Source organism: Pseudomonas sp. (assembly GCF_048265905.1).
GTDB lineage: Bacteria > Pseudomonadota > Gammaproteobacteria > Pseudomonadales > Pseudomonadaceae > Aquipseudomonas.
In genome coordinates, this window is sequence record NZ_JBLXAP010000009.1 from 45022 (window position 1) to 66656 (window position 21635).

Annotated in this window: 24 protein-coding genes; 13 read left to right on the forward strand and 11 right to left on the reverse strand. The window is 54.4% G+C overall.

From position 1 onward, the window contains the following. Positions 1–91 precede the first annotated feature (91 nt). From ACN0UH_RS13305 to ACN0UH_RS13315, 3 genes are all read right to left on the reverse strand, one after another. Positions 92–1306, reverse strand: coding sequence for a tryptophan--tRNA ligase (locus tag ACN0UH_RS13305; protein ID WP_417662495.1), 1215 nt, complete (start codon positions 1304–1306; stop codon positions 92–94). 110 nt (positions 1307–1416) lie between these two features. After that, positions 1417–2043 carry an L-threonylcarbamoyladenylate synthase gene (locus ACN0UH_RS13310; RefSeq protein WP_417662496.1) on the reverse strand — a complete coding sequence of 209 codons (627 nt, stop codon included), beginning with the start codon at positions 2041–2043 and terminating at the stop codon, positions 1417–1419. A 13-nt stretch (positions 2044–2056) separates the two neighbouring features. Then, the gene (locus ACN0UH_RS13315) at positions 2057–2920 is read right to left on the reverse strand and encodes a PHP domain-containing protein (protein WP_417662497.1); all 864 of its coding nucleotides are present in this window, start codon (positions 2918–2920) and stop codon (positions 2057–2059) included. 190 nt (positions 2921–3110) lie between these two features. Here ACN0UH_RS13315 and ACN0UH_RS13320 point away from each other — a divergent pair, with 190 nt between their 5' ends. From ACN0UH_RS13320 to ACN0UH_RS13340, 5 genes are all read left to right on the forward strand, one after another. After that, positions 3111–3410 carry a YciI family protein gene (locus tag ACN0UH_RS13320; protein ID WP_417662498.1) on the forward strand — a complete coding sequence of 100 codons (300 nt, stop codon included), beginning with the start codon at positions 3111–3113 and terminating at the stop codon, positions 3408–3410. A 53-nt stretch (positions 3411–3463) separates the two neighbouring features. Beyond that, a complete protein-coding gene (locus ACN0UH_RS13325; protein WP_417662499.1) occupies positions 3464–3844 on the forward strand; it encodes a translation initiation factor 2 in 381 nt (126 codons plus the stop codon). A 5-nt stretch (positions 3845–3849) separates the two neighbouring features. Next, positions 3850–4533 carry a response regulator transcription factor gene (locus tag ACN0UH_RS13330; RefSeq protein WP_417662500.1) on the forward strand — a complete coding sequence of 228 codons (684 nt, stop codon included), beginning with the start codon at positions 3850–3852 and terminating at the stop codon, positions 4531–4533. Positions 4534–4657: 124 nt separating this feature from the next. After that, positions 4658–5047: a Spy/CpxP family protein refolding chaperone gene (locus ACN0UH_RS13335; RefSeq protein WP_417662501.1), complete on the forward strand. Its 390-nt coding sequence runs from the start codon at positions 4658–4660 to the stop codon at positions 5045–5047. Positions 5048–5312: 265 nt separating this feature from the next. After that, positions 5313–6641, forward strand: coding sequence for a HAMP domain-containing sensor histidine kinase (locus ACN0UH_RS13340; RefSeq protein ID WP_417662502.1), 1329 nt, complete (start codon positions 5313–5315; stop codon positions 6639–6641). Positions 6642–6664: 23 nt separating this feature from the next. Here ACN0UH_RS13340 and ACN0UH_RS13345 read toward each other — a convergent pair whose 3' ends face one another. From ACN0UH_RS13345 to ACN0UH_RS13355, 3 genes are all read right to left on the reverse strand, one after another. Then, complete coding sequence (locus tag ACN0UH_RS13345) at positions 6665–7225, reverse strand: nitroreductase (protein ID WP_417662503.1); 561 nt, start codon at positions 7223–7225, stop codon at positions 6665–6667. Positions 7226–7411: 186 nt separating this feature from the next. After that, a complete protein-coding gene (locus ACN0UH_RS13350) occupies positions 7412–7783 on the reverse strand; it encodes a YkgJ family cysteine cluster protein (protein ID WP_417662504.1) in 372 nt (123 codons plus the stop codon). A gap of 142 nt (positions 7784–7925) precedes the next feature. Next, positions 7926–8162: a hypothetical protein gene (locus tag ACN0UH_RS13355; protein ID WP_417662628.1), complete on the reverse strand. Its 237-nt coding sequence runs from the start codon at positions 8160–8162 to the stop codon at positions 7926–7928. Here ACN0UH_RS13355 and ACN0UH_RS13360 point away from each other — a divergent pair. After that, positions 8092–9546, forward strand: a complete 1455-nt coding sequence (locus ACN0UH_RS13360; protein WP_417662505.1) for a TrkH family potassium uptake protein — start codon at positions 8092–8094, stop codon at positions 9544–9546. The two genes, ACN0UH_RS13355 and ACN0UH_RS13360, sit on opposite strands and share 71 nt — an antisense overlap. A gap of 85 nt (positions 9547–9631) precedes the next feature. Next, positions 9632–11092: a TrkH family potassium uptake protein gene (locus ACN0UH_RS13365; protein ID WP_417662506.1), complete on the forward strand. Its 1461-nt coding sequence runs from the start codon at positions 9632–9634 to the stop codon at positions 11090–11092. Positions 11093–11253: 161 nt separating this feature from the next. On the opposite strand, the gene ACN0UH_RS13370 is transcribed toward ACN0UH_RS13365, so the two are convergent. After that, a complete protein-coding gene (locus ACN0UH_RS13370) occupies positions 11254–12255 on the reverse strand; it encodes an AraC family transcriptional regulator (protein WP_417662507.1) in 1002 nt (333 codons plus the stop codon). Between the two features lie 175 nt (positions 12256–12430). Between ACN0UH_RS13370 and ACN0UH_RS13375 the strand changes: the two genes are divergently transcribed. The 3 genes from ACN0UH_RS13375 (at position 12431) to ACN0UH_RS13385 (ending at position 14904) form a co-directional block, all read left to right on the forward strand. Then, positions 12431–12748, forward strand: coding sequence for an Mpo1-like protein (locus ACN0UH_RS13375; RefSeq protein ID WP_417662508.1), 318 nt, complete (start codon positions 12431–12433; stop codon positions 12746–12748). Positions 12749–12762: 14 nt separating this feature from the next. Further along, the gene (locus ACN0UH_RS13380; RefSeq protein WP_417662509.1) at positions 12763–13344 is read left to right on the forward strand and encodes an HD domain-containing protein; all 582 of its coding nucleotides are present in this window, start codon (positions 12763–12765) and stop codon (positions 13342–13344) included. Positions 13345–13515: 171 nt separating this feature from the next. Next, positions 13516–14904, forward strand: a complete 1389-nt coding sequence (locus ACN0UH_RS13385; RefSeq protein WP_417662510.1) for an adenylate/guanylate cyclase domain-containing protein — start codon at positions 13516–13518, stop codon at positions 14902–14904. A gap of 76 nt (positions 14905–14980) precedes the next feature. Here ACN0UH_RS13385 and ACN0UH_RS13390 read toward each other — a convergent pair whose 3' ends face one another. Both ACN0UH_RS13390 and ACN0UH_RS13395 read right to left on the reverse strand, forming a co-directional pair. Next, positions 14981–16012, reverse strand: coding sequence for a glycosyltransferase family 4 protein (locus ACN0UH_RS13390; RefSeq protein WP_417662511.1), 1032 nt, complete (start codon positions 16010–16012; stop codon positions 14981–14983). After that, positions 16009–16833 (reverse strand): UDP-2,3-diacylglucosamine diphosphatase, encoded by an 825-nt coding sequence (locus ACN0UH_RS13395; RefSeq protein WP_417662512.1) that lies wholly within the window; start codon positions 16831–16833, stop codon positions 16009–16011. Before ACN0UH_RS13395 ends, ACN0UH_RS13390 begins: the two co-directional genes overlap by 4 nt. Before the next feature lie 182 nt (positions 16834–17015). Between ACN0UH_RS13395 and ACN0UH_RS13400 the strand changes: the two genes are divergently transcribed. From ACN0UH_RS13400 to ACN0UH_RS13410, 3 genes are all read left to right on the forward strand, one after another. Next, positions 17016–17771, forward strand: a complete 756-nt coding sequence (locus tag ACN0UH_RS13400; RefSeq protein ID WP_417662513.1) for an AraC family transcriptional regulator — start codon at positions 17016–17018, stop codon at positions 17769–17771. An 82-nt stretch (positions 17772–17853) separates the two neighbouring features. Further along, positions 17854–18189, forward strand: coding sequence for a tRNA-binding protein (locus tag ACN0UH_RS13405; protein ID WP_417662514.1), 336 nt, complete (start codon positions 17854–17856; stop codon positions 18187–18189). Beyond that, positions 18186–19037, forward strand: a complete 852-nt coding sequence (locus tag ACN0UH_RS13410) for a DMT family transporter (protein WP_417662515.1) — start codon at positions 18186–18188, stop codon at positions 19035–19037. Before ACN0UH_RS13405 ends, ACN0UH_RS13410 begins: the two co-directional genes overlap by 4 nt. A 25-nt stretch (positions 19038–19062) precedes the next feature. Here ACN0UH_RS13410 and ACN0UH_RS13415 read toward each other — a convergent pair whose 3' ends face one another. Both ACN0UH_RS13415 and ACN0UH_RS13420 read right to left on the reverse strand, forming a co-directional pair. Continuing rightward, positions 19063–19356 carry a SelT/SelW/SelH family protein gene (locus ACN0UH_RS13415; RefSeq protein WP_087516405.1) on the reverse strand — a complete coding sequence of 98 codons (294 nt, stop codon included), beginning with the start codon at positions 19354–19356 and terminating at the stop codon, positions 19063–19065. Positions 19357–19479: 123 nt separating this feature from the next. Beyond that, positions 19480–21576, reverse strand: a complete 2097-nt coding sequence (locus tag ACN0UH_RS13420) for a FimV/HubP family polar landmark protein (protein ID WP_417662516.1) — start codon at positions 21574–21576, stop codon at positions 19480–19482. Positions 21577–21635 lie beyond the last annotated feature (59 nt).

The window sequence follows — 21635 nt, forward strand, 5'->3', positions numbered from 1 at the left end:
CGCTTCGCCGTAAACCTTGGCAAACTGCAGCTCTTGCTGGGCATTGGCTTGATCGTCTGTGACCGCTGGCGTGGCTTGGCTCATGGGTTGCTCATCGATAGTTCATGCCAAGTGCCTGGCGCACTTCGACCAAGGTGTCGCGCGCTTCATCGCGAGCTCGCTCAGCGCCGCTGGCAAGAATGCCACGCACCACGTCGAGATTATCTTCGTACTCAGCTGCACGCAGCTGGATCGGCTGCAAGTCTTGCTGCACCGACTCAATCAGCGGCTGCTTGCACTCCACGCAACCGATACCCGCGCTGGTGCAACCTCGCTGCACCCAATCACAGGTTGTCTCATTGGAATACAGCTTGTGCAACGGCCACACCGGGCAGCGCGCTGGCTCGCCTGGATCATTACGGTGAACACGCGCAGGATCAGTCGGCATGCGCTTGATTTTCTCTTCAACCTGCTCTTCAGAGTCGCGCAGATAAATCGCGTTGTTATGCGATTTGGACATTTTGCCACCGTCCAACCCGCTCAACCGTGGCGCCTCACTGAGCATGGCTTGTGGCTCAGGCAGCACCAGCTTGCCGCCGCCCTCCAAATAACCGAGCAGACGCTCCTTGTCACCCAAGGTGATGTTTTGCAACTCCTTGAGCAAGGCTCGGGCGGTGTCCAATGCCTCGCTATCACCTTGCTCCTGATAAGCCTGACGCAGGTGGCTGTATAGCTTTGAGTTCTTTTTGCCGAGTTTGCGGATTGCAGCCTCTGCCTTGTCTTCAAAACCGGGCTCACGGCCGTATAAATGGTTGAAGCGCCGTGCAACATCGCGAACAAACTCGATATGCGCCAGTTGATCAGAACCCACCGGCACAACGCCAGCGCGATAAAGCAGAATGTCAGCGGCTTGCAGCAATGGATAACCAAGGAAACCGTAGGTCGCCAGATCGCGCCCTTGGTGTTGATCCTGTAACTCCTTATACGACGGCACGCGTTCCAGCCAGCTCAGCGGGCAAAGCATCGACAGCAACAAATGCAACTCCGCATGCTCCGGCACCTGCGACTGAATAAACAAGGTTGCCGAGCTTGGACTCAGGCCGCATGCCAACCAGTCCACCGCCATTTCCATTACATGCTTGGGCAGTTGGTTGACGTCCTCGTAATCAGTGGTGAGCGCGTGCCAGTCAACGATGCAAAAAAAACAATCGTAGCTGTGTTGCAGCTTGATCCAGTTTTTTAGCACACCGTGGTAATGGCCAATATGCAATTGGCCGCTTGGGCGCATGCCTGAAAGCACGCGCCTCTCTGAATCAACAAGGTTCAAACTGGGTTTCCCGCATAAGGCAATTGCACAGACATTACCAAGACCTAGCGCTTAACGACAGCCCGACAAAGCATCGTATTTTGCGCCTGCATCACACCCTGATTAATGCCTCAGAAATTTTCAAAGGGTTCCGGGTCGCCACAACCGACCCGCACGATTTCTGGCTCATCATCTGCAAGACTGATCACTGTGGAAGCCTCCAAGCCACCAAAGCCGCCATCGATGATCAGATCGACGTGATGCTCAAGCAACGCACGCATTTCATACGGGTCGCTCATGGGCAGTGTTTCATCCGGCATGATCAGGCTGACGCTCATGATCGGCTCGGCAAGCTCTTCAAGCAATGCCTGGGCAATCGGGTGGCTTGGCACACGCAAGCCAATAGTTCTGCGCTTGGCATGCAACATGATGCGTGGCACTTCACGCGTGGCATTGAGAATAAAGGTGTAAGGCCCGGGCGTATGGGTTTTGAGCAGACGAAAAGCGCCAGTATCAACCTTGGCGAAGGTACTCAACTGCGACAAATCCCGGCAAACCAGAGTGAAGTTGTGCTTGTCATCCAACTGGCGCAAGCGCCGAATACGCTCCAGCGCATTCTTGTCACCCAAACGGCAGCCGATCGCGTAAGAGGAGTCTGTCGGGTACACCGCAACGCCGCCACTGCGGATGATTTCCGCTGCCTGCTTTATCAGGCGCGACTGTGGATTCTCCGGGTGAACCTGGAAAAATTGACTCACATTTGCTCCCTGCTCAAATGACTGCTGATTGTCGGACATGCTCAAAACGCGCCCAAAGTGGCGAGAGGTCTTCGGGTACAGGGCGATACATGCCCAGCTCAGACCAGTTGCCCGGTGCATGAAAGTCACTGCCAGCGCTGACCAGCAGATCAAACTCGCGTGCCAAAATGGCTAAACCCCCAACTTGCTCAGCTGGCTGCATGCCGTTGCACACCTCCAAGGCATGCCCGCCCGCCTCTGCAAACGCTGCTACCAAACGGCGTCGCTTACTACGAGTAAAGTCGTACTGCCACGGGTGCGCCAGACTTATCCATGCATCGGCCTGTTTTAAGGTCGCAACTGCGTCATCAAGTGCAGGCCAATGCTGCTTCACATCCCCCAACTTGCCAGAGCCCAGCCACTTGCGAAACGCTTCTGCGCGGTCTTTTACAAAGCCTGCGCGGACCATGAACTCGGCGAAATGCGGCCGCGCAGGCGCGTTGCCACTGTCGCCCAACTCTTGCTGAATCGCTCGCGCGCCCTCAAGCGCACCCGGCATGCCTTTAGCTTCTAGGCGCTGGCTAATTTCAGCAGCGCGCAGCCAACGGCCATGATGCAGGTCTTCAATCGCCTGATTCAATGCTGGCGCATCGCTGGCAAAGGCATAGCCCAATACATGAATGGTCGCGCCGCCCCACATGCAGGACAGCTCAATGCCGTTGACCAACTGCATGCCATGCTCGCTCGCAGCGGAGTGCGCCTCAGCAAGGCCTTCTATCGTATCGTGATCGGTCAAAGCAAGGAGCTTAACCCCACGCTCATGTGCCCGAGCCACGACCACGGCAGGCGCCAGTGCGCCGTCGGATGCAGTGCTGTGACAATGTAAATCGACATCCATATGGGCATATCTCAGTAATTTATGGTTGATATTATGCCGACAGATACGGATTCTTGCTGAGTTGAGTCGCAAACAGCTGTTTTTAAAAGCCAAAGCGCTATGATCTACGGCTGTATAATTGATTGAGCCGCACACCAGGCCAACCACTCAAGCTTCAGGCCATTGCGCCCATTACTGACTAAGGATTGAGATGCTCTACGCCATTATCGCCACTGATGTAGAAAACTCCCTAGAAAACCGCATGTCTTCACGCCCAGCGCACCTTGCACGCCTTGAGCAACTTAAAACTGAAGGCCGCCTTATTCTCGCAGGCCCGCACCCGGCAATTGATAGCAATGACCCTGGTAGCGCTGGTTTCTCCGGTAGTTTAATCGTAGCTGAGTTTGACTCGCTCACTGCCGCGCAAGACTGGGCCAATGCCGACCCATATAAAGCGGCGGGTGTATATAGTTCCGTACTGGTTAAACCGTTTAAGCTCGTACTGCCATAACCACAACAACACCAAGCACCAGCCAATAAACAGTAGCGGACAACGGAGTTCCAATGCGCCCTACTAAGCTCATCGTGTTACTTGCCACCTGCTTGCTCCCGACACTCCTGCACGCAGAGCAGGCAGCAACCGCACAAGCCAGTATTGATGCATTGGAACAACGTCTGGCGTTGAGCGAAGACCAACGCGCTCAACTTACCGAGCAATTACAGAATCAAAACACCGAACGCGAAAGCGTCCAACTGCAACGCCTGCGTCAAGATAACCAACGACTTAAACTGCAACTCAAAACGGCCCAGGCGCAAACACCTCCGCCACTAATAAGTGAACGCCAGCAATGGTTTGCGGTCGGAGCTGGCTCTGGACTACTCGGCGTTATTATTGGCGCAATGTTGCGTGGTAGTCGCCGCAGCCGCCGTGAATGGACTAATTAATCAACATGAGCGCACTTTTACTCATTGACGATGATGTCGAGCTTTGTGAACTGCTGAGCCACTGGCTGACCCAGGAAGGCTTTGCGGTTACGGCCTGCCATGACGGCCAGCAGGCTCGCGAAGCCCTCAGCCGTTTGTCTCCAGACGCCGTGGTGCTCGACGTGATGTTGCCTGACGGCAGTGGTCTTGAACTGCTCAAACAACTGCGTAGTGAGCATGCCGATCTGCCAGTGCTGATGCTTTCTGCACGAGGCGAGCCACTCGACCGTATCCTTGGTCTTGAGCTAGGCGCTGATGATTACTTGGCCAAACCCTGTGACCCGCGCGAATTAACAGCGCGCCTACGGGCGGTTCTACGCCGCAGTACCACCGCAGCCGCAACAACACCCCAGCAGCAGTCTTTAGGTGATTTGCAACACAGCCCTGCACGGGGCGTGGTCAATATTGGTGAAACCGAGGTACTGCTGACACTCTCTGAAAGCCGGGTGCTTGAGGCATTACTGCAGCAACCGGGCGAACCGGTCGACAAGCAAGAACTGGCGCAATTGGCCTTGGGCCGTAAACTCACGCTCTACGACCGAAGTCTCGACATGCACGTCAGCAACCTGCGCAAGAAGATCGGCCCCCATCCCGACGGTCGCCCACGCATCATGGCTCTGCGCAGCCGCGGCTATTACTACTGCGTGTAAAACACCCGAGTCTTGCCTAGTGATCTTTACCTTGGCTTTACCATTCGCTGACTGCGCTTGACCAAGGTCTGCATAAACTGAGCTCATCCGGTAACGAACCGGCCTTGAGATTAGGAGAAACAACATGCGCAAGACACTCACTGCAGTACTACTCGCCCTGACTCTGCCAACCCTGGCCATGGCTGCAACTGACGGCGGCCACCATGACGGAAAAGGCCCAGGTCATCGCGGTGCCATATTCAAAGATCTGGATCTGAACAAAGAACAACGCCAGGACATGCGCAAACTGATGGGCGAACAAATGAAAACTCGCCACGAGATCACCAAGCGCTACCTGGACAAACTGCCGGAGAAAGAACAGCAAGCCATGAAGGCTGAGCTTAAAGCCTCTTTCGACAAGCAACAGGCCGCCATGCGCAGCCTGCTGACTCCAGAGCAGCAAAAAAAGTTTGATGATCACGTGAAGAAGATGGAAGAGCGTCGCGCTGAAAAGCACAAAGCCAAAGCCGAGTAAATAGCCAGACAACAGCCTCGCTTGCGAGGCTAACCAATCAATTGTTAAGCCTGGCTCATGCAGCCGGGCTTAGGGGCTTCTGAAAAAGGTAGCGAGCGAAGATAGGACAAGGCAAAAAACTGTGAAAAAGTGACCGAGGTCGCGCTCGACTTTACGTGTTGTAAATGAGCATTTTGAACAGTTTTTTAACGCAGCAAGGGCTGCCCCCGTCATATCGAGCGCAGTAGTTTTTCAGAGGGCCCTTAACTGCATCAAGGAGTAACCTGTGCGGTCATTGTTCTGGCGCATTTTTGCTAGTTTCTGGCTGGCTATTGCCTTGGTTGCCGGCTTATCGATGTTGCTCGGCCGAGCACTGAATCAGGACAGCTGGATTCTTAACAATACCCCGGCATTACAGGGCATTGCCGAAACCTGGACCGAACGTTACGAAAGCGGCGGCAAAGGCCCCGCACAAGCCTTCCTAAGACACCACAAGGATAAATATCAGGTTGACGTGCAAGTACTGGGTGAAAACGGCCAGCAACTGGTCCCCGGCACATTCCCGGCACGCGCTGCAGCTTTTGAGTCACGACAAAAAGACAAGCGCCTACCTTGGCGGCGTCTGACCACTGAATACATCAGCCCGACCACAAACAAGACTTACCTGTTTATTTACCGAATACCTTATCCGGTGCTCAAAAGCTGGCACCGCGACAGCCTGCTCTGGCCAATCAGTGCACTGGTCATCGCTCTGGTGGTCTTGACCGCCCTGAGCCTGCTGCTGACACTGTCAATTACCCGCCCGCTTGACCGTCTGCGCAGCGCGGTGCATGACCTCGGCCAGACCAGTTATCAACAAAATAGCCTGGCGCACCTGTCCAAACGCCGTGATGAGCTGGGCGTGCTGGCAAATGACTTCAATCGAATGGGCGCTCGGTTGCAAGGCCTTATCGGCAGCCAACGTCAGTTATTACGCGATGTCTCGCACGAGTTGCGCTCGCCACTGGCACGCTTGCGTATTGCGATTGCACTAGCGGAGCGCGCCAGTGCTGAAGAACGTAAAAAACTATGGCCACGACTCACCAAAGAGTGTGACCGTCTCGAAGCACTGATCAGCGAAATTCTCGAACTCGCTCGCCTGGATGCCAACCCGGGGGCTGTGCAAAAGATCAAACTTCAAGCAGTCCTGCAAAAGCTGGTCGAATACGTGCAGATCAGTGCCCCGGAACAGCGGGTCAACATCAACATAGCACCCGGCCTGGAACTCACCGGCTGGCCGAATATGCTTGAGCGCGCACTGGATAATCTGCTGCGTAACGCCTTGCGCTTCAATCCACCCGGCCAGCCAATTGAAGTAAACGCGCAGCCTCAGGATGGCGCAGTGGTTATTCAGGTCCGCGACCACGGCCCAGGCGTTGACGAGCAATACCTGAAGCAACTGGGCGAGCCGTTTTTCCGCGCACCGGGGCAAACAGCACCCGGTCACGGTTTGGGTTTAGCGATTGCACGCCGAGCGGTTGAGCGGCACAGCGGTAAACTGGTGCTGGAAAATCATGCGCAAGGCGGCTTTTGCGCCAGCCTGTTCATTGCAACTCAGGCTAATGCCAAATCCTGAGATTCACGGCCGTTGCTGAGGATTTAACGCGACCAGGCGCTGACAAAGTCGTCAATATTGAGTGTCGGCGGTGTACGCAACTCACGTTCTGGTGTGCCCAGATACAGATAAGCCACAACCTGCTCGTTGGCCGACAAGCCCAAGCCTGCGGCCACATGCGCATTGGTTGCCATATCGCCGGTACGCCATACAGCGCCAATTCCTTGAGCATGCGCCGCCAGCAAAATGCTATGCGCCGCGCAGGATGCAGCGATAATTTGCTCTTGCGCGGGCACTTTCGGCGACTCCTTGATACTGGCAATTACCACGACCATCATGGGCGCCCGCAAAGGCATCGCATGGGCCTTATTCAGCGCTTCAACGCTGGGCTGCGTGCCTGAAGCCGATAACGCCTCAGCAAACAGCTCCCCGAGTTGCTTGCGTGCATCCCCCTCAACCGTCAAAAACCGCCAAGGTCTTAGTTGCCCGTGATCCGGGGCTCGCAATGCAGCACGAAACAACACCTCACGCTGCGCCGCATCAGGAGCAGGCTCGCTCAAGCGCGGTACAGAAACTCGGTTTATAAGTGCATCTAGCGCGTCCATCGATCACCTCTCGCAGAACATGAAGCTGAATTTTAGAGCTTACAAGAAAGCCTGTGGGGAAAACCTGAAACAAATTATCTACACCCCGCGCGCATTAGAACCTACTGTTCAAGTTCTGGCAGGACAAAAAAATACGCCCAGCGGCAAGCCACTGGGCGTATTTTTATTTCGTGATCTGGACTCTCTTTAAGCAACTCGGTCCGGCGACACACTCGGCTGTACAGGCGGTGTCAGCGGCGGCAAGCCGTAGGCCTTGCGCGCATCATCACAACGCGCGTTGTGTTCACCATTCGCCCAGGATGCCTCAAACTCACGGCATGGGCTGGAGCGTTGTTCATATAATGTACAACGCACCCCTTCTCCCACATTCCCCAACAATGCATTGCAGCGTGCTGGTTTATGCTCGGTGCCACGCATGGCAACACGTTGCGGAGTAATCAATACAACTTGATCATCCGGCACCGTGCCGCCAGCAGATTGGCACTCGCCCCAAAAGAAAGACACACGAAAATACGCGCAGCAAGCGCCACACGTTAAACACGGATTAGTTTCAGACATGATTATAAGGACTCAGAAACCGGCAAGGGCCGGCACCTGGCGGCTATTCTATGCTTACGGAAGGCGTTGTAAAGCAAAGTTAAGGAAACTCTGAAAAACTACTGCGCTAGGTATTACTGCGTTGAAAAGCTGCTCAAAATGCTCATTTAGAACAACTAAACTGCGCCATTTCGCAGCTTTTCGCCTTGTACTCCCGTCGCTCGCTACCTTTTTCAGTGGTTCCCTGATTGTTGGTGTACAGCTTTCTTCTCGCGAGTAGAATGGCGCCCTTTGCGACTTTCCATCTGTCCTCCACTTGAGCCCCCTCTATGGCCTTGGCGACACTACGAATAATTGGTTTCATCCTCGGTATCTTTTTATTGACTCTGGCGCTCAGCATGATGATTCCTCTGCTGACGCTTCTGGTATACGGACGTACCGAAGACCTTGACCCATTCCTCTGGTCAAGCCTGATTACCGCTGTTGCAGGTATGGCGCTGGTTATACCCGGCCGCCCTGAAAACGCTCAGTTGCGCCCGCGTGACATGTACCTGCTGACCACTGGCAGTTGGCTGGTGGTGTGCATATTTGCTGCATTGCCAATGGTGCAAATCCATCACATCAGCTACACCGATGCATTTTTTGAAACCATGTCGGGCATCACCACCACCGGTTCAACCGTCCTCAGCGGGCTCGACACTGCATCTCCTGGCCTGCTGATCTGGCGCTCGATGCTGCAATGGCTTGGTGGCATCGGCTTTATTGGTATGGCGGTTGCGATTCTGCCGCTGCTGAGAGTCGGTGGTATGCGCCTGTTCCAGACCGAGTCATCGGACTGGGGGGAGAAAGTCATGCCGCGCTCGCATATGGCTGCCAAATCCATCCTTATCGTCTATCTGGGCCTGACACTGATTGGCTTTGTCAGCTACTGGCTGGCCGGCATGACGCCATTTGAGGCGATCAACCATGCGATGACCTCAATTTCAACAGGTGGTTATTCAACTTCCGACTCATCGCTCGCCCATTGGGATCAACCCGCGGTGCATTGGGTTGCTGTAGTGATGATGATTTCAGGTAGCCTGCCCTTCACCCTGTACGTTGCTAGCGTTCGAGGCAACCGTCACGCACTGGTTCGAGACCATCAGGTTCACGGTTTCCTTGGCTTTCTGGTTATAACCTGGCTGGTATTCGGCACTTGGCTGTGGATCAATTCGGATTACAACTGGCTGGACGCTGTGCGCATCGTTGCGGTTAACGTGACGTCAGTGGTTACCACGTCTGGCTTCGCCTTAGGCGACTACACACTGTGGGGCAGTTTCGCAGTGATGCTGTTCTTCTACCTGACGTTTATCGGCGGCTGCTCGGGCTCAACCGCTGGCGGATTGAAAATCTTCCGTTTTCAGGTCGCATATGTACTGCTGCGCGCCAACTTACAGCAACTGGTACACCCTCGCGCGGTGATCAAGCAACAGTACAACAACCACAACCTCGACGAAGATATCGTTCGCTCGCTGATTACATTTTCTTTCTTTTTCACCATCACCATTGGCGTTATTGCATTGGGCTTGGCGCTGCTGGGGCTTGATTGGATTACCGCCCTTACCGGAGCAGCAACGGCTGTTTGTAACGTTGGTCCGGGCTTAGGCCCTATTATTGGCCCGGCGGGGAACTTCGCCAGCCTGCCTGACGCTGCCAAATGGTTATTGACCTTGGGCATGCTGCTTGGCCGACTGGAAATTCTGACCGTATTGGTATTGGTCACTCGCTCATTTTGGCGCCACTGATATCAGCAGACTAAAGTACAAAAAACCAACCACATGGAAGCCGGTTTCAAGATGAAATCTATGTTGCGCGCAAAGGCTGAACTGGATGTCTAAATCGACAGTGCGCATTCTCGCTTTCATCAACGGCGTGTTTCTGGTCACTCTGTCGGTGAGCATGCTGGTGCCTGTCATCACCTTGCTGGTATTTGAGCGGCCTCACGAAATCAATTCGTTCTTATGGTCCAGCCTGATCACCTTCCTTAGCGGGTTAACCCTCATTGCCCAAGGCCGCAACCGCCAGCAGGCCTCGCAACTGCGTCCACGTGACATGTACATGCTGACGGTTTCGAGTTGGGTAATGGTTTGCCTGTTTGCCACGCTGCCGTTTATTTTCAGTCAACACATGAGCATCACCGACTCGCTGTTTGAAAGCATGTCGGGGATTACCGCCACCGGTGCGACCGTACTGAATGGCCTGGACGACATGTCGCCGGGTATCCTGATTTGGCGCTCATTGCTGCACTGGCTGGGCGGTGTCGGGTTTATTGCCATGGCGGTCGCCATTTTGCCGATGCTGCGAATTGGTGGCATGCGCCTGTTCCAGACCGAGTCATCCGACCGCTCCGACAAGATCATGCCGCGCTCGCATATGGTCGCCAAATACATGGTGGCCGCCTATGTTGGCCTGAGTATTTTCGGCGTTACGGCGCTGTGGCTGGCGGGCATGGGCTGGTTTGATGCAATCAACCACACAATGTCAGCCATCGCCACAGGCGGTTTCTCTACCTCGGACAGCTCGATTGGCCACTGGCAACAACCAGCCGTGCACTGGGTGACTGTGTTGCTGATGATTCTCGGCAGCCTGCCATTCGTACTCTATGTCGCAACCCTACGCGGCAATTTTCGTGCGCTGTATTACGACCAGCAGGTTCGCGGTTTTCTGGGGATTTTGCTCAGCACCTGGATCATCCTCGGCACTTGGTATGCGCTGACCACTGACTTGCACTGGCTGGAAGCTGTACGTCACGTGGCGGTCAACACCACCTCGATTATCTCCACAACAGGCTTCGCATTGGGCGACTACACGCTCTGGGGCGGCTTTGCTGGAATGCTGTTTTTTTATCTGGGCTTCATCGGCGGCTGTTCGGGATCAACTGCTGGCGGCCTGAAGATCTTCCGCTTCCAGGTCGCCTATATTTTGCTCAAGGCCAACCTTAAACAGTTGGTTCACCCCCGCGCAGTGATCAAACAGCAATACAATCAACACCGTCTTGATGAAGACATCGTTCGCTCGATCCTGACCTTCTCGTTCTTCTTCACCACCACCATCGCGGTGATGGCGCTGGGTTTGAGCCTGTGTGGACTGGACTGGATCACCTCGCTTAGCGGCGCGGCCAGTACTGTCTCCGGCGTCGGCCCAGGCATGGGACCGATCATTGGTCCTGCCGGCAATTTCTCCAGCCTGCCGGATGCAGCCAAGTGGATTCTGACCTGCAGCATGTTACTTGGCCGCCTGGAAATCCTCACGGTGATGGTAGTGCTGATGCCTTTGTTCTGGCGCCATTAAGCGCCAGAACAACGCGAAGCTTGTCCAGATACATCTGGCAAACACCCCACGGCAATGGCGGACAAAAAGGCGTTGTCCTCCCTACGTAGGGTGTGACACGCAAAGCGTGTCCACCGGACAACGGTGAATTTTCCGGGTATTTGCGTCGGTTGATGGCGGGGTTAGATGCGAGCCCGGTATTCGCTGGGGGTTAGCTCAAACCAGCGGCGAAAGGCCCGAAAGAAGTTACTCGGGTCAGCAAACCCCAATAGATAAGAAATCTCCAGCAGGGTCAGGTTCGGCTGCGCAAGGTACTGTTGCGAAAGTTCGCAGCGGGTATCGTCAAGTAGCTGCTGAAAGCTGGTGCCCTCCTCCTGTAAACGACGCTGCAGAGTACGTTGCGACATGTGCAAGGTTTGCGCGACAACCTCCCGCTTCGGCTCGCCCTGGGGCAGCAATCTGCAAATCACCTGGCGTGCCTGATGAGTCACCCGGCTTTCTGAAAACCGCGCCAGAAACTCACCGGCAAAACGATCATGCAATTGCGCCAGCGACGGGTTGGCAGTGGGCAACGGCATCTCCATGTCGGCTCGCTCAAAGAGCAACGCATAATGGCTGGCATTGAATTCCAGCGGCGCTTGAAACACCTGCTGAAACGGTTCGATATCCGCAGGCGGATCACCTTGTAAAAGAATCCTGCGGGGGCGTATCAGCTTACCGGTCATCCAGCGGCAAAAAGCCAATGCATAGGCCAGCGACGCCTCTGCGCTCTGTCGTGCTGGCGGCAGACGATCGCCATGAATCGCCAACATGAGCTCATAACCATCAGGGGTTGGCCTGAAGCTCAAGTCTGCGCCTTCGGCAATGATTCTCTGGTAACGAACCAGCCGCGCCAGACCTTCTTTCAGTGAGCTGCTCGACATCAATGCATAGCCAACCACATGGAACGAGGCTGGACGCACGACTTTAGCCATGTTCAAGCCAATCGCCGGATTGCCTGATAGTTCGACGGCACGCGTCCATAGCCGAGTCATACCATCTTGGGGGAATCGCGCTTCAGGGTCTTCCAGCGAGGCGTAATCAAGGCCTAGTTCGGGGAAAATCGAACGACAGTCCACCCCGCCCATTTCCAGTGCCTGAACGATACCTAAAGCCCAATTCGATGATGTTGTCCGTTCACTCATTGCGGTTTCTTGTTTTATGAATCCAACAGGCTAACTGTATACCGACATACCAAGGCGGAATGCAATGGCGGGTAAGGATACTAATGTGGCACTTAATGTCACTGGTTAATAGCCACACGCAGCCTAGAATCCATGTATTAGTGAGCCTGAGTAAAATAAAAACAGGAGGCACATCATGACTGCCCAAACGACTGAACGCTTTCACTCCTTTGCCGAGTTCTACCCTTATTACCTGCAAGAACACAGCAATCCCACCTGCCGCCGCCTGCACTATGCGGGTAGTACACTGATTCTATTGATTCTGGCTTACAGCTTACTCAGCAAACAGTGGCTGTGGTTACTGGCAATCCCATTGGTGGGGTACGGCTTTGCCTGGGTTGGTCACTTCGTGTTCGAAAAGAATCGCCCGGCTACTTTCAAGTACCCGTTGTACTCATTAATGGGTGACTGGGTGATGTTCAAAGATGTCTGCACCGGCCGCATTAAATTTTAGTAGGGGCTCAGCTAATGAATATGCAAGCGCGTTTCACCCATATGGAAAACGGTACTGAAGATGACTGGGCAATTATCGCCAAAGACTTCCGCGCCTTTGCCGATCAACTACCTGATCGCATTATCACCCACCTGAAACTGCTGGACGGCGACTTTGGCGGTTTTCCTGTTGACCGCCTGACCCATTCACTACAAACCGCAACTCGCGCGCACAGAGATGGCCGCGACGAAGAGTATGTAGTTTGCGCCCTGTTGCATGATATTGGTGACACATTGGGCAGTTACAACCATGCCGACATTGCGGCGGCCATGCTCAAGCCTTTTGTCAGTGCCGAAAATCATTGGATAGTCGAAAAACACGCAATATTTCAGGGTTACTACTTCTTTCATCACTTGGGCATGGATCGTCATTTGCGTGAGCAATTCAAAGACCATCCGCAGTACCAGGCGACGATCGATTTCTGCGCCAAGTATGACGCCTCGGCCTTTGACCCCGAGTACGAGACGTTACCGCTCGCATTTTTTGAACCGATGTTACGGCGGGTATTCGCTCAGCCTAAAAGCTCCATTTACCGTGATGTTAAGAAAAGCGCCTGAAGAAGCGCTTTGACAACCGGTAATCCGCCAAAATGATGCATTCGTCATTGCCGCTTGGCGGGTAAGCGATGCTTAGTTATGATCCCTGTTTGGCCGAGGTCTATATCCTAGCTTCTGGTCAATTTAACGCCCACCTAGAGGCGTTCCAACATCAGGGATCATCGCCGTACCATGACTGTTCGCACCGCTAATCAGGCCCGTGTGTTGCCGGCACCACTCATGCGGGAGTATTACTCGCGGATTCTGGCCTACATTTCTGTCGCAGCCAGTATTGCAGCGGGGACGTACGCACAGTATTTCGAATACAGCATTTTGTGGATTGTTCCTTACGCCCTGCTTTATCCGCATTTAGCGCATCAACTCAGCCAACGCTACAAGCGAGACTATCCCGAAAAAGCCACTCAAGGCTTGATGATTGTCGACTCAATACACTGCGGCTGCCTGGCCGTTCTGCTGAATTTCTCTCCAGTCCTGAGCCTGATGAGCCTGCTGACACTGTTGTTTAGCTCGCTGGTGGTCGGTGGCTTACGCAATATGGCGCTGGCGCTGGTCACCACGCTGATCAGCACCTTGGCATTATCTGCGTTGGTTGGCCCGAACTTCGCTGGCCAAACCCCGACACTCGTGTCTTTGGTGTCCATCCTGTTCACCACGTTCTACATCACCATTACCGCCTACTTTGTCCACCAACAAGGTTTGCACCTGGCTCAGGTGCGCAGTGATATCCGGCGCGAACAAGAAAAAGCTGCGCGGCTAGCGCGCAACCTAGCCAAATACCTGTCTCCGCAAGTCTGGGAGTCGATTTTCAGCGGTAAAAAAACCGTGCGGCTAGGGACTCAACGCAAAAAGCTCACGGTGTTTTTCTCCGATATCAAAGGTTTCACCGAACTCTCTGAAGAGCTCGAGGCAGAAGCACTGACTGACCTTCTCAACACCTACCTCAATGAAATGTCGAAGATATGCTTGAAATACGGCGGCACCATCGACAAATTCATTGGTGACAGTGTCATGGTGTTCTTTGGCGACCCAGCCAGCAAAGGCGCGAAGAAAGACGCCGTTGCAGCCGTTTCAATGGCCATCGCCATGCGCAAACACATGAAAGTGCTGCGCCAGCAATGGCGTGCTCAAGGCATCACCAAACCCCTCGAAATTCGTATGGGCCTCAATACGGGCTACTGCACCGTCGGTAACTTCGGCGCAGACACGCGAATGGACTACACCATAATCGGACGCGACGTAAACCTTGCCAGCCGCCTGGAGAGCGCGGCGGAATCAGGCGAAATCCTGATTTCTCACGAGACCTACTCACTGGTCAAAGACGTCATCATGTGCCGCGATAAAGGCCAGATCAACGTCAAGGGTTTCACTCGCCCGGTGCAGATTTACCAAGTAGTCGACTTCCGTCGCGACCTTGGCTCAACCTCAAGTTATGTCGAACATGAGCTGCCCGGCTTCTCCATGTATCTGGACACCAACGGCATTCAGAATTTCGATAAGGAACGCGTGATTCAGGCCCTGCAACAGGCTGCCAAGGAACTGCGCGACAAGGTGATCCTGTAACGGGCAGCACCGCCAATTCCTAGCAATTTTAAAGTGTTCTGCTGGGTCAAGCCACCCACCATCGCTTAGGTAGCGGTTAAGTCAGCAACTGTTGGGGCGCGCACAACTCACCATCAAGTAAAGGTTGTTCAGCCAAAAACTCTTGCGCTGAAACCTTCCACGATTGCTTGGCGGCCTCAGCAGCGCAGCGCTCACGACTCAAGCCCAGCGCCTCTATGCACGCTTTACCAAGGTCATCATGCATATAGCCGGTGATGCCCTGTTGCAGCACATCCAGCGGCCCCCGCACCGCAAACGCAGCAACCGGCGTGCCGCAAGCCAGTGCTTCGAGCATGACCAAACCATAGGTGTCGGTTAGCGAGGGGAATACCAGCACACTTGCCTGTTGATACGCCTCAGTCAGAGCTTGACCGTGCTGATAGCCCAAGAATTCAACCTGCGGATATTGCTGCTGCAAGGCTTCGCGTTGCGGCCCGTCGCCCACAACCCGCTTGATACCGGGCAAATCCAAATCGAGAAAGGCTTCTAGATTTTTCTCCGGAGCAAGGCGACCAACGTAGAGAAATACAGGCCCAGACTGAGCATCAAGCTCAACAGCTTTTGGTTTAAACAACTGGCAGTTGACCCCTTTGCGCCAGAGTTTCAAACGCTGCAACCCCCATACCGAGAACTCGTTGCGCAAATGCTCAGTGGTGACCAAAACCGCCTGACTGGCTCGGTGAAAATGACGTAAATAGGCATAGCCCCAGCTCAACGGTATCCAGGCACAGCGTGCACTGACGTACTCAGGAAACCGTGTGTGAATCGCACTGGAAAAAGCCAGATTGCGCTTTTTCAGCCAGCCTCTCGCCGCCCAACCAAGCGGTCCTTCTGTGGCCAAGTGCACGCAGTCAGGCTGGAAAGCCTTGATCACAGAACCGACTCGCCAGGTATTCCAAACCAACGGAATTTCTGGATATGTCGGGCATGGGATCGAACGGAAATCGGCTGGCGATAAAAGCTTTACCTGATGCCCCATGCTATGCAGTTCACCAATCAACGCCTGCAGGCTGGTCACCACGCCGTTAACCTGTGGCGTCCACGCATCGCTGACGATCAGTATTCTCATGCAACCGGCTCAACAGCTGGCGACTTATCGGCAAGCTGCTGCGCCTGACGCAGTTGCTCATCGGCCAAACGATACAGCTCGATGTGCCCATCAAGGTGTTCGATCAATGCAGTGCATGACTCAACCCAATCGCCGCAGTTCATGTACTCGACGTCGCCCATCGGACGAATTTCCGCATGGTGAATGTGTCCGCAAACCACGCCGTTAAAGCCGCGCTTTGCACACTCATGGGTGATTGCCTGTTCGAAGTCACTGATGAAGTTAACAGCGCTCTTCACTTTGTGCTTGAGGTAGGCTGACAGCGACCAGTAACCGTAGCCATAACGCCTGCGCCAGTGATTCAACCATCGGTTCAGCGTCAGGGTGAACTCGTAAGCTGAGTCGCCAAGAAATGCCAACCAGCGGTGATAACGCGTGATGACGTCGAACTGATCGCCGTGAATCACCAGCAACCGACGACCATCGACAGTGACATGCTCTGCTTCGTCGACCAGATGAATATTGCCAAGAATCAGTTTTGAATAACGGCGTAGAAACTCGTCATGGTTGCCGGTGACATAGATCACTTCCGTACCACGCTTGCTCATGGTCAACAACCGCCGAATGACGTTGCTATGTGACTGCGGCCAGTAGACACCGCTACGCAGCTTCCAACCGTCGATAATGTCGCCAACCAGATACACTTTGTCAGCCTGATAACGCTTGAGGAAGGCTGACAGATGTTCTGCCTGACAATCACGTGTACCCAAGTGGACGTCAGAGATCCATAAGGTCCTGACTCGTTGCTTCTGGCTTGGCTTGATCAACTGTGCACTTGTCATTGCGGCAACCTCAGGCAGAGTTTTATTGAGCTTGCGTGAGGCCGGTGAACGCAATATGACGCTATCACTTCAATTCAATGACAAACACACTGTCGTACACTGACGCGCCTGCCGATATGTTGGTTCTGCTGGCATGTTGCTTCTGCTGATACTATTGCTCGACCTAAAAGGGAGCTATTGATATGCATCCGCTACTTTCACTGCGTCACTACAGCCATGATCTGTTGAGCCACAGTCACGATCACTCGCAATTGGTGTTCGGCCTCAATGGCCAGCTCGAATTCGAAGTGGCGGGCGTCGGTAGCCGGGTGACTCGACATTGTGCGGCGGTAGTCCCTGCGGCAACCCAACATGCCTGTGGCAGCCCCGCGGGCAGTGATTGTCTGGTGCTGGATATACCCTCTGAACAATGGCTCAAAGAACGGCTGGGCACACATGCTGACGCGAGCCTACGACTGATCGACAGCAGCCAAGCGTTGTCGCTTAACACCGCACAAGGGCAACTGGTTGGTTGGCTGGCAGCCAGTCCGATCAACGACCCGGTGATTGCCGAGCAAGGCGCGGCATTATTGCTTGCAAGCCTTGTAAGTGAGCAATCTTGCCAGCATTCAAGCGAACCCCGCTTGCCCTTGCATGCAATCGACCGGTATATCCATGAGCATGCAGCGCACCCACTGCAAGTGGCGGATCTTGCGCGTTTGGCCGGGCTCTCAACTGCACACTTTCACAGCCGTTTCTTGGTTGAAACCGACCAGACCCCCATGGAGTACGTGCGCAATCAACGTCTCGAATTGGCCCGTCAGATGCTTTTAAGCAGCAACCTTGCTGTCGGTGAAATTGCTGCGCGTGTTGGCTACTCATCACAAAGCGCTTTCACTGCTGCGTTGTCGCGTTACTTTGGCTGTACACCGCGCTCAATTCGCGCGGCGCAACAGTAGCGCGATAAAAAACGATATTTCTGCGACAGACGTCTGCCAGACGCCCATCTAGAATGGCGCGAATGAGAAGTACGGAGGCGTTATGCAGCAGATTGAATGGCAGGACTTTGAACGAATTGAATTGCGCGTCGGCAGCATTGTTGCAGCGGCACCGAACCCCAAGGCAAATAAGCCTGCATATAGGCTCGAAGTTGACCTGGGCGAACTCGGAATCAAAACCTCAAGTGCACAAATCACTGCTCATTATCAAGTTGAGGATCTCATCGGCCGCCAGGTACTGTGCGTGTGTAATTTCGCAGCTAAACGCATCGCTGGGGTTCGCTCAGAAGTATTAGTCACCGGTGTTTACGACGACGATAACAAGGTGGTGCTGGCAAGCTTCGACAAACCCGTCGCCAACGGTGCGCGTCTGGCATGACCGAACGTAAAGCGTTACTCGCCATTCACCTGGGCGCCCTGCTCTTCGGCCTTTCAGGTATTTTTGGCAAGCTAGCCACCACCACACCGCTGAATATTTCAGCTGGCAGGGCTGTATTTGCGGTACTGGCACTGGCCTTGTTTGCGCAACTGTCGAGCCAATCACGCGGGCGACGTCCGAGCGCTCGCCAACTGGGTTTATTAGCACTTGGCGGACTATTACTGGGTAGCCATTGGATCACCTTCTTTGAATCGGTGAAGGTTTCAGGCGTGGCCATCGCAACCCTTGGTTTTGCCAGTTTCCCGGCCTTCACCGTCATTCTCGAAGGTGTGTTGTTTCGTGAGCGCACCCGTAGGATCGAGTACCTGATGGTTGGCGTGGTATGCCTTGGCTTGGTTCTGGTGACACCCGATTTTAACCTCAGCAGTGATGCCAACGTTGGCCTGCTCTGGGCAGTGTTATCCGGCTTTTTGTTTGCGCTGTTATCGCTACTCAACCGCGCCAGCACCCAAGGCCTGGACCCGGTAAAGGCAGCACTTTGCCAAAACCTGACAGTCATGCTGGTGTTTATGCCAATGGCCTGGCAGCACCTGCCCGAAATCAGCCTGATCAATTGGTTCTGGCTGGCGTTGCTGGGGGTGTTCTGCACGGGCCTTGCGCACAGCTTATTCGTAGCCAGCCTACGCGTGATAAAAGCGCGTACCGCTGCGGTGATATTTGCCTTGGAGCCGGTCTACGGTATCGCGTTTGCGTGGTGGCTGTTCAGCGAACAGCCAACCTTGCGCATGCTTGCTGGCGGCACCCTGATCATCTTGGCAATCGTTGTGTCCGCGCGGCAGGCTAAGTAAGCAGCGTTTCCAATACTGAAAAACTTCAGTGGATCTTGCGATCATCGTTGTGGCCGAGATCGCGCTGCGGATCAAACTGATCGCGTACCCGCTGCTTGAGCACCTTGGCCTCGGGAAAACCGCCGTCGGCCTTGCGCTCCCAGATTTGCACGCCATTGCAGACAATCTTGAACACGCCACCCGTCGAAGGCTCAAGGGTTACTTTAGCCAGATCATCGGCGAAGGTTGAAAGCAGTTCCTGGGCCAGCCAAGCGGAGCGGAGCAACCACTGACACTGCGTGCAGTATGTGATGGTAATTTCGGGTTTAGCGCTAGGCATAGTCGTTCTCAACTGTCACGGGTAGCCCATAGTAACCGGTGTCAGCCGGTTTGATCTGTAATAAAGGCCCAGCCTCTCGGAGGTGGGCCTTAACTGCATCATGCACAGTTGTGGCTACCCGACTCAAGCAATCTTAGCCAGCAGCTCACGGGCCTCCTGCTTTTGCTTGTCATCACCATCGTTGAGTACTTCATTGAGAATGTCGCAGGCACTTTCGATGCTGCCTTGCTCGATGTAGGCGAGAGCTTGATTGAGTTTGGTCACATTACTGGCGTTGCTGTCGAGGTGAGCCAGATCATTGACATTGGCCAGGGATCTCTTCGGCTCATCCTCAAACCAGGCTTCCAGCGCCGCGTTGTTTTCTGCTGTCAATGTGGCGAACTCGTCATCGTCATGTGACAGCTCTTCGAGGCTTGGTAGATCACGCAAGTTGGTGCCTATATCATCAACGCGCTCAGGCTTGAGCGGTTTGGCCTTGGATTTTGGCGGAAATGGGCTAACCAAATCCCAATCCGCGTCCAAAGACAAATCATCAAGATTAAGTTGATAGTCATCTGCTGTGTTCTGCGCGGGTTTCGTCTCAGGCAGTTCATCCAGCTCCAAGGCATCGAAATCAAGCTCGGAGTCAGTGTGGTCCAGCAGTTGCGGATAACGCGCATTCAGTTGGTCAATGCGCTCAGACGCAAATGTGCTCTGGCGCAGAGCGCGCTCCTCAACCTGAAAGCTTTGTGCATCACCCTGCAATGCCAGAACTTCCAGTAAGCGAAAGCGAATATCGTGACGCTCCGGATGAACCAGCAATGCCTTGCGCAACGCGCTTACCGCCTCAGGATAACGGCCATAAGTGATGTAAATATTTGCGCCCTCCACAGCATCGACCGCTGTTGCCTGACGGGTTGACGCAATAGCGAGCGCTGGCCGGCTGGTCGAGACAGACTGAAACAGCGGCTCTGATGGCTCTGGCTCTGCCAGTTTGTTACTGGCCACGACACCAGCCGGTGCCTCTTGCGGCGCAGGCTGCTCACGCTTGGAGCGCCACAACAGCACCAATAACCCAGCCAACAACAACGCGAGAACGCCATACAGGTAGTTCATCCAGTTGGTTGGCTGCTCAATCTCTTCGACCGGCACGGGCGTAATGACTTGAGGCTGTTCGCTACCCTGAGCTTGTAACGCTGGGCCTGCGTCTACTTGTGAGTGCAATTGAGCCAACTGCTGATCCTTGGCATCGACTTGAGCTTGCAAAGCCTCAACCTGTTCTTGCAGTTCGGCGAAGCGCTGCTGCAGTCGCAGACTCTCGTTGGTCTGGCTAGCCAGCTCAAGGTCCAGACGCCGTTGGATTTGCGCCAAGCTTTCAGCCTGCCCGGAGGTATCTTGTTGATTTGCACTTACAGCAGCATCCGTTGGGCGGCTATCGGCGGCAGTGGCTGCGCTTGTCGATTCTTCAGGCTCACTAACCGGCGCTGGATCTGTGTTGCTAGCCGATGCGCCAATAGCGCTGTCCGGCAGACGCAAATCAACCCCAGCTTTAAGTCGATTGATATCACCATTGGCAAACGCCTGCGGATTCAGGGCGTAGATATCATTAATCAAGGACTGCTGCGATGCGGGGCTGCCTTGCTTGCGCAATTCAGATGCGATCTGCCACATGCTCTCGCCACTGCGCACCTGATGGGTTTGGCCAAGCGCAGTCGCTGGCGTCACGCTCGATGCCTGAGGCACATAACCTTGTGGGCGCGCGGATGCGCGAGTTGCAGTTGAAGTGGTTGCAGGGGCGCTGTACTGGCCGCTTGGCGCGGGCGAAGCAGAGCCGTAAGCTGGAGTTGTTGGTGGGTCAAGCAACACCGTGTACTCACGCAACAGTTGGCCGTTTGGCCGCGAGATTTCGACAATAAAGTTCAGGTATGGCTCGCGCACGGCTTGGTTCGAGGTAACCCGAACAATATTGCGACCGTTACCCAGCAGCGGCGTAAATCTCAGATCATTGAGAAAGGCAAAACGCTCAACTCCAGAGCGATTGAATATATCCGCAGAGGCCAGTTTTACCTTGATTTCATTTTCACCCAGATCCCCCACTTGCAGCAGTTGGATATCCGCTTCTAGGGGTTGATTCAAGGCTGAGCGCAAGGTGATTTCACCGAGTCCAAGCGCAGGTGCAAAGCTGGAATAAAGCGCCGAGCTAGAGACTAACCCAATTAATACCTGACGAACTCGTGACATGGATTCTCCCCTGACGCTTAACAACTCAGTATTCATCGTCACAGACTGCCGTGCGATGA

Excerpts from the sequence above, each read along its gene's own strand:
- ACN0UH_RS13345 (WP_417662503.1), bottom strand. The coding sequence starts at position 7,225 with ATGGACGCGCTAGATGCACTTATAAACCGAGTTTCTGTACCGCGCTTG.
- ACN0UH_RS13415 (WP_087516405.1), bottom strand. The coding sequence starts at position 19,356 with ATGCCTAGCGCTAAACCCGAAATTACCATCACATACTGCACGCAGTGT.
- ACN0UH_RS13380 (WP_417662509.1), top strand. The coding sequence starts at position 12,763 with ATGAATATGCAAGCGCGTTTCACCCATATGGAAAACGGTACTGAAGAT.
- ACN0UH_RS13330 (WP_417662500.1), top strand. The coding sequence starts at position 3,850 with ATGAGCGCACTTTTACTCATTGACGATGATGTCGAGCTTTGTGAACTG.
- ACN0UH_RS13405 (WP_417662514.1), top strand. The coding sequence starts at position 17,854 with ATGCAGCAGATTGAATGGCAGGACTTTGAACGAATTGAATTGCGCGTC.
- ACN0UH_RS13320 (WP_417662498.1), top strand. The coding sequence starts at position 3,111 with ATGCTCTACGCCATTATCGCCACTGATGTAGAAAACTCCCTAGAAAAC.
- ACN0UH_RS13385 (WP_417662510.1), top strand. The coding sequence starts at position 13,516 with ATGACTGTTCGCACCGCTAATCAGGCCCGTGTGTTGCCGGCACCACTC.
- ACN0UH_RS13390 (WP_417662511.1), bottom strand. The coding sequence starts at position 16,012 with ATGAGAATACTGATCGTCAGCGATGCGTGGACGCCACAGGTTAACGGC.
- ACN0UH_RS13360 (WP_417662505.1), top strand. The coding sequence starts at position 8,092 with ATGGCCTTGGCGACACTACGAATAATTGGTTTCATCCTCGGTATCTTT.
- ACN0UH_RS13375 (WP_417662508.1), top strand. The coding sequence starts at position 12,431 with ATGACTGCCCAAACGACTGAACGCTTTCACTCCTTTGCCGAGTTCTAC.
- ACN0UH_RS13410 (WP_417662515.1), top strand. The coding sequence starts at position 18,186 with ATGACCGAACGTAAAGCGTTACTCGCCATTCACCTGGGCGCCCTGCTC.
- ACN0UH_RS13355 (WP_417662628.1), bottom strand. The coding sequence starts at position 8,162 with ATGCTGAGCGCCAGAGTCAATAAAAAGATACCGAGGATGAAACCAATT.
- ACN0UH_RS13365 (WP_417662506.1), top strand. The coding sequence starts at position 9,632 with ATGTCTAAATCGACAGTGCGCATTCTCGCTTTCATCAACGGCGTGTTT.
- ACN0UH_RS13395 (WP_417662512.1), bottom strand. The coding sequence starts at position 16,833 with ATGACAAGTGCACAGTTGATCAAGCCAAGCCAGAAGCAACGAGTCAGG.
- ACN0UH_RS13420 (WP_417662516.1), bottom strand. The coding sequence starts at position 21,576 with ATGTCACGAGTTCGTCAGGTATTAATTGGGTTAGTCTCTAGCTCGGCG.
- ACN0UH_RS13315 (WP_417662497.1), bottom strand. The coding sequence starts at position 2,920 with ATGGATGTCGATTTACATTGTCACAGCACTGCATCCGACGGCGCACTG.
- ACN0UH_RS13370 (WP_417662507.1), bottom strand. The coding sequence starts at position 12,255 with ATGAGTGAACGGACAACATCATCGAATTGGGCTTTAGGTATCGTTCAG.
- ACN0UH_RS13400 (WP_417662513.1), top strand. The coding sequence starts at position 17,016 with ATGCATCCGCTACTTTCACTGCGTCACTACAGCCATGATCTGTTGAGC.
- ACN0UH_RS13350 (WP_417662504.1), bottom strand. The coding sequence starts at position 7,783 with ATGTCTGAAACTAATCCGTGTTTAACGTGTGGCGCTTGCTGCGCGTAT.
- ACN0UH_RS13325 (WP_417662499.1), top strand. The coding sequence starts at position 3,464 with ATGCGCCCTACTAAGCTCATCGTGTTACTTGCCACCTGCTTGCTCCCG.
- ACN0UH_RS13335 (WP_417662501.1), top strand. The coding sequence starts at position 4,658 with ATGCGCAAGACACTCACTGCAGTACTACTCGCCCTGACTCTGCCAACC.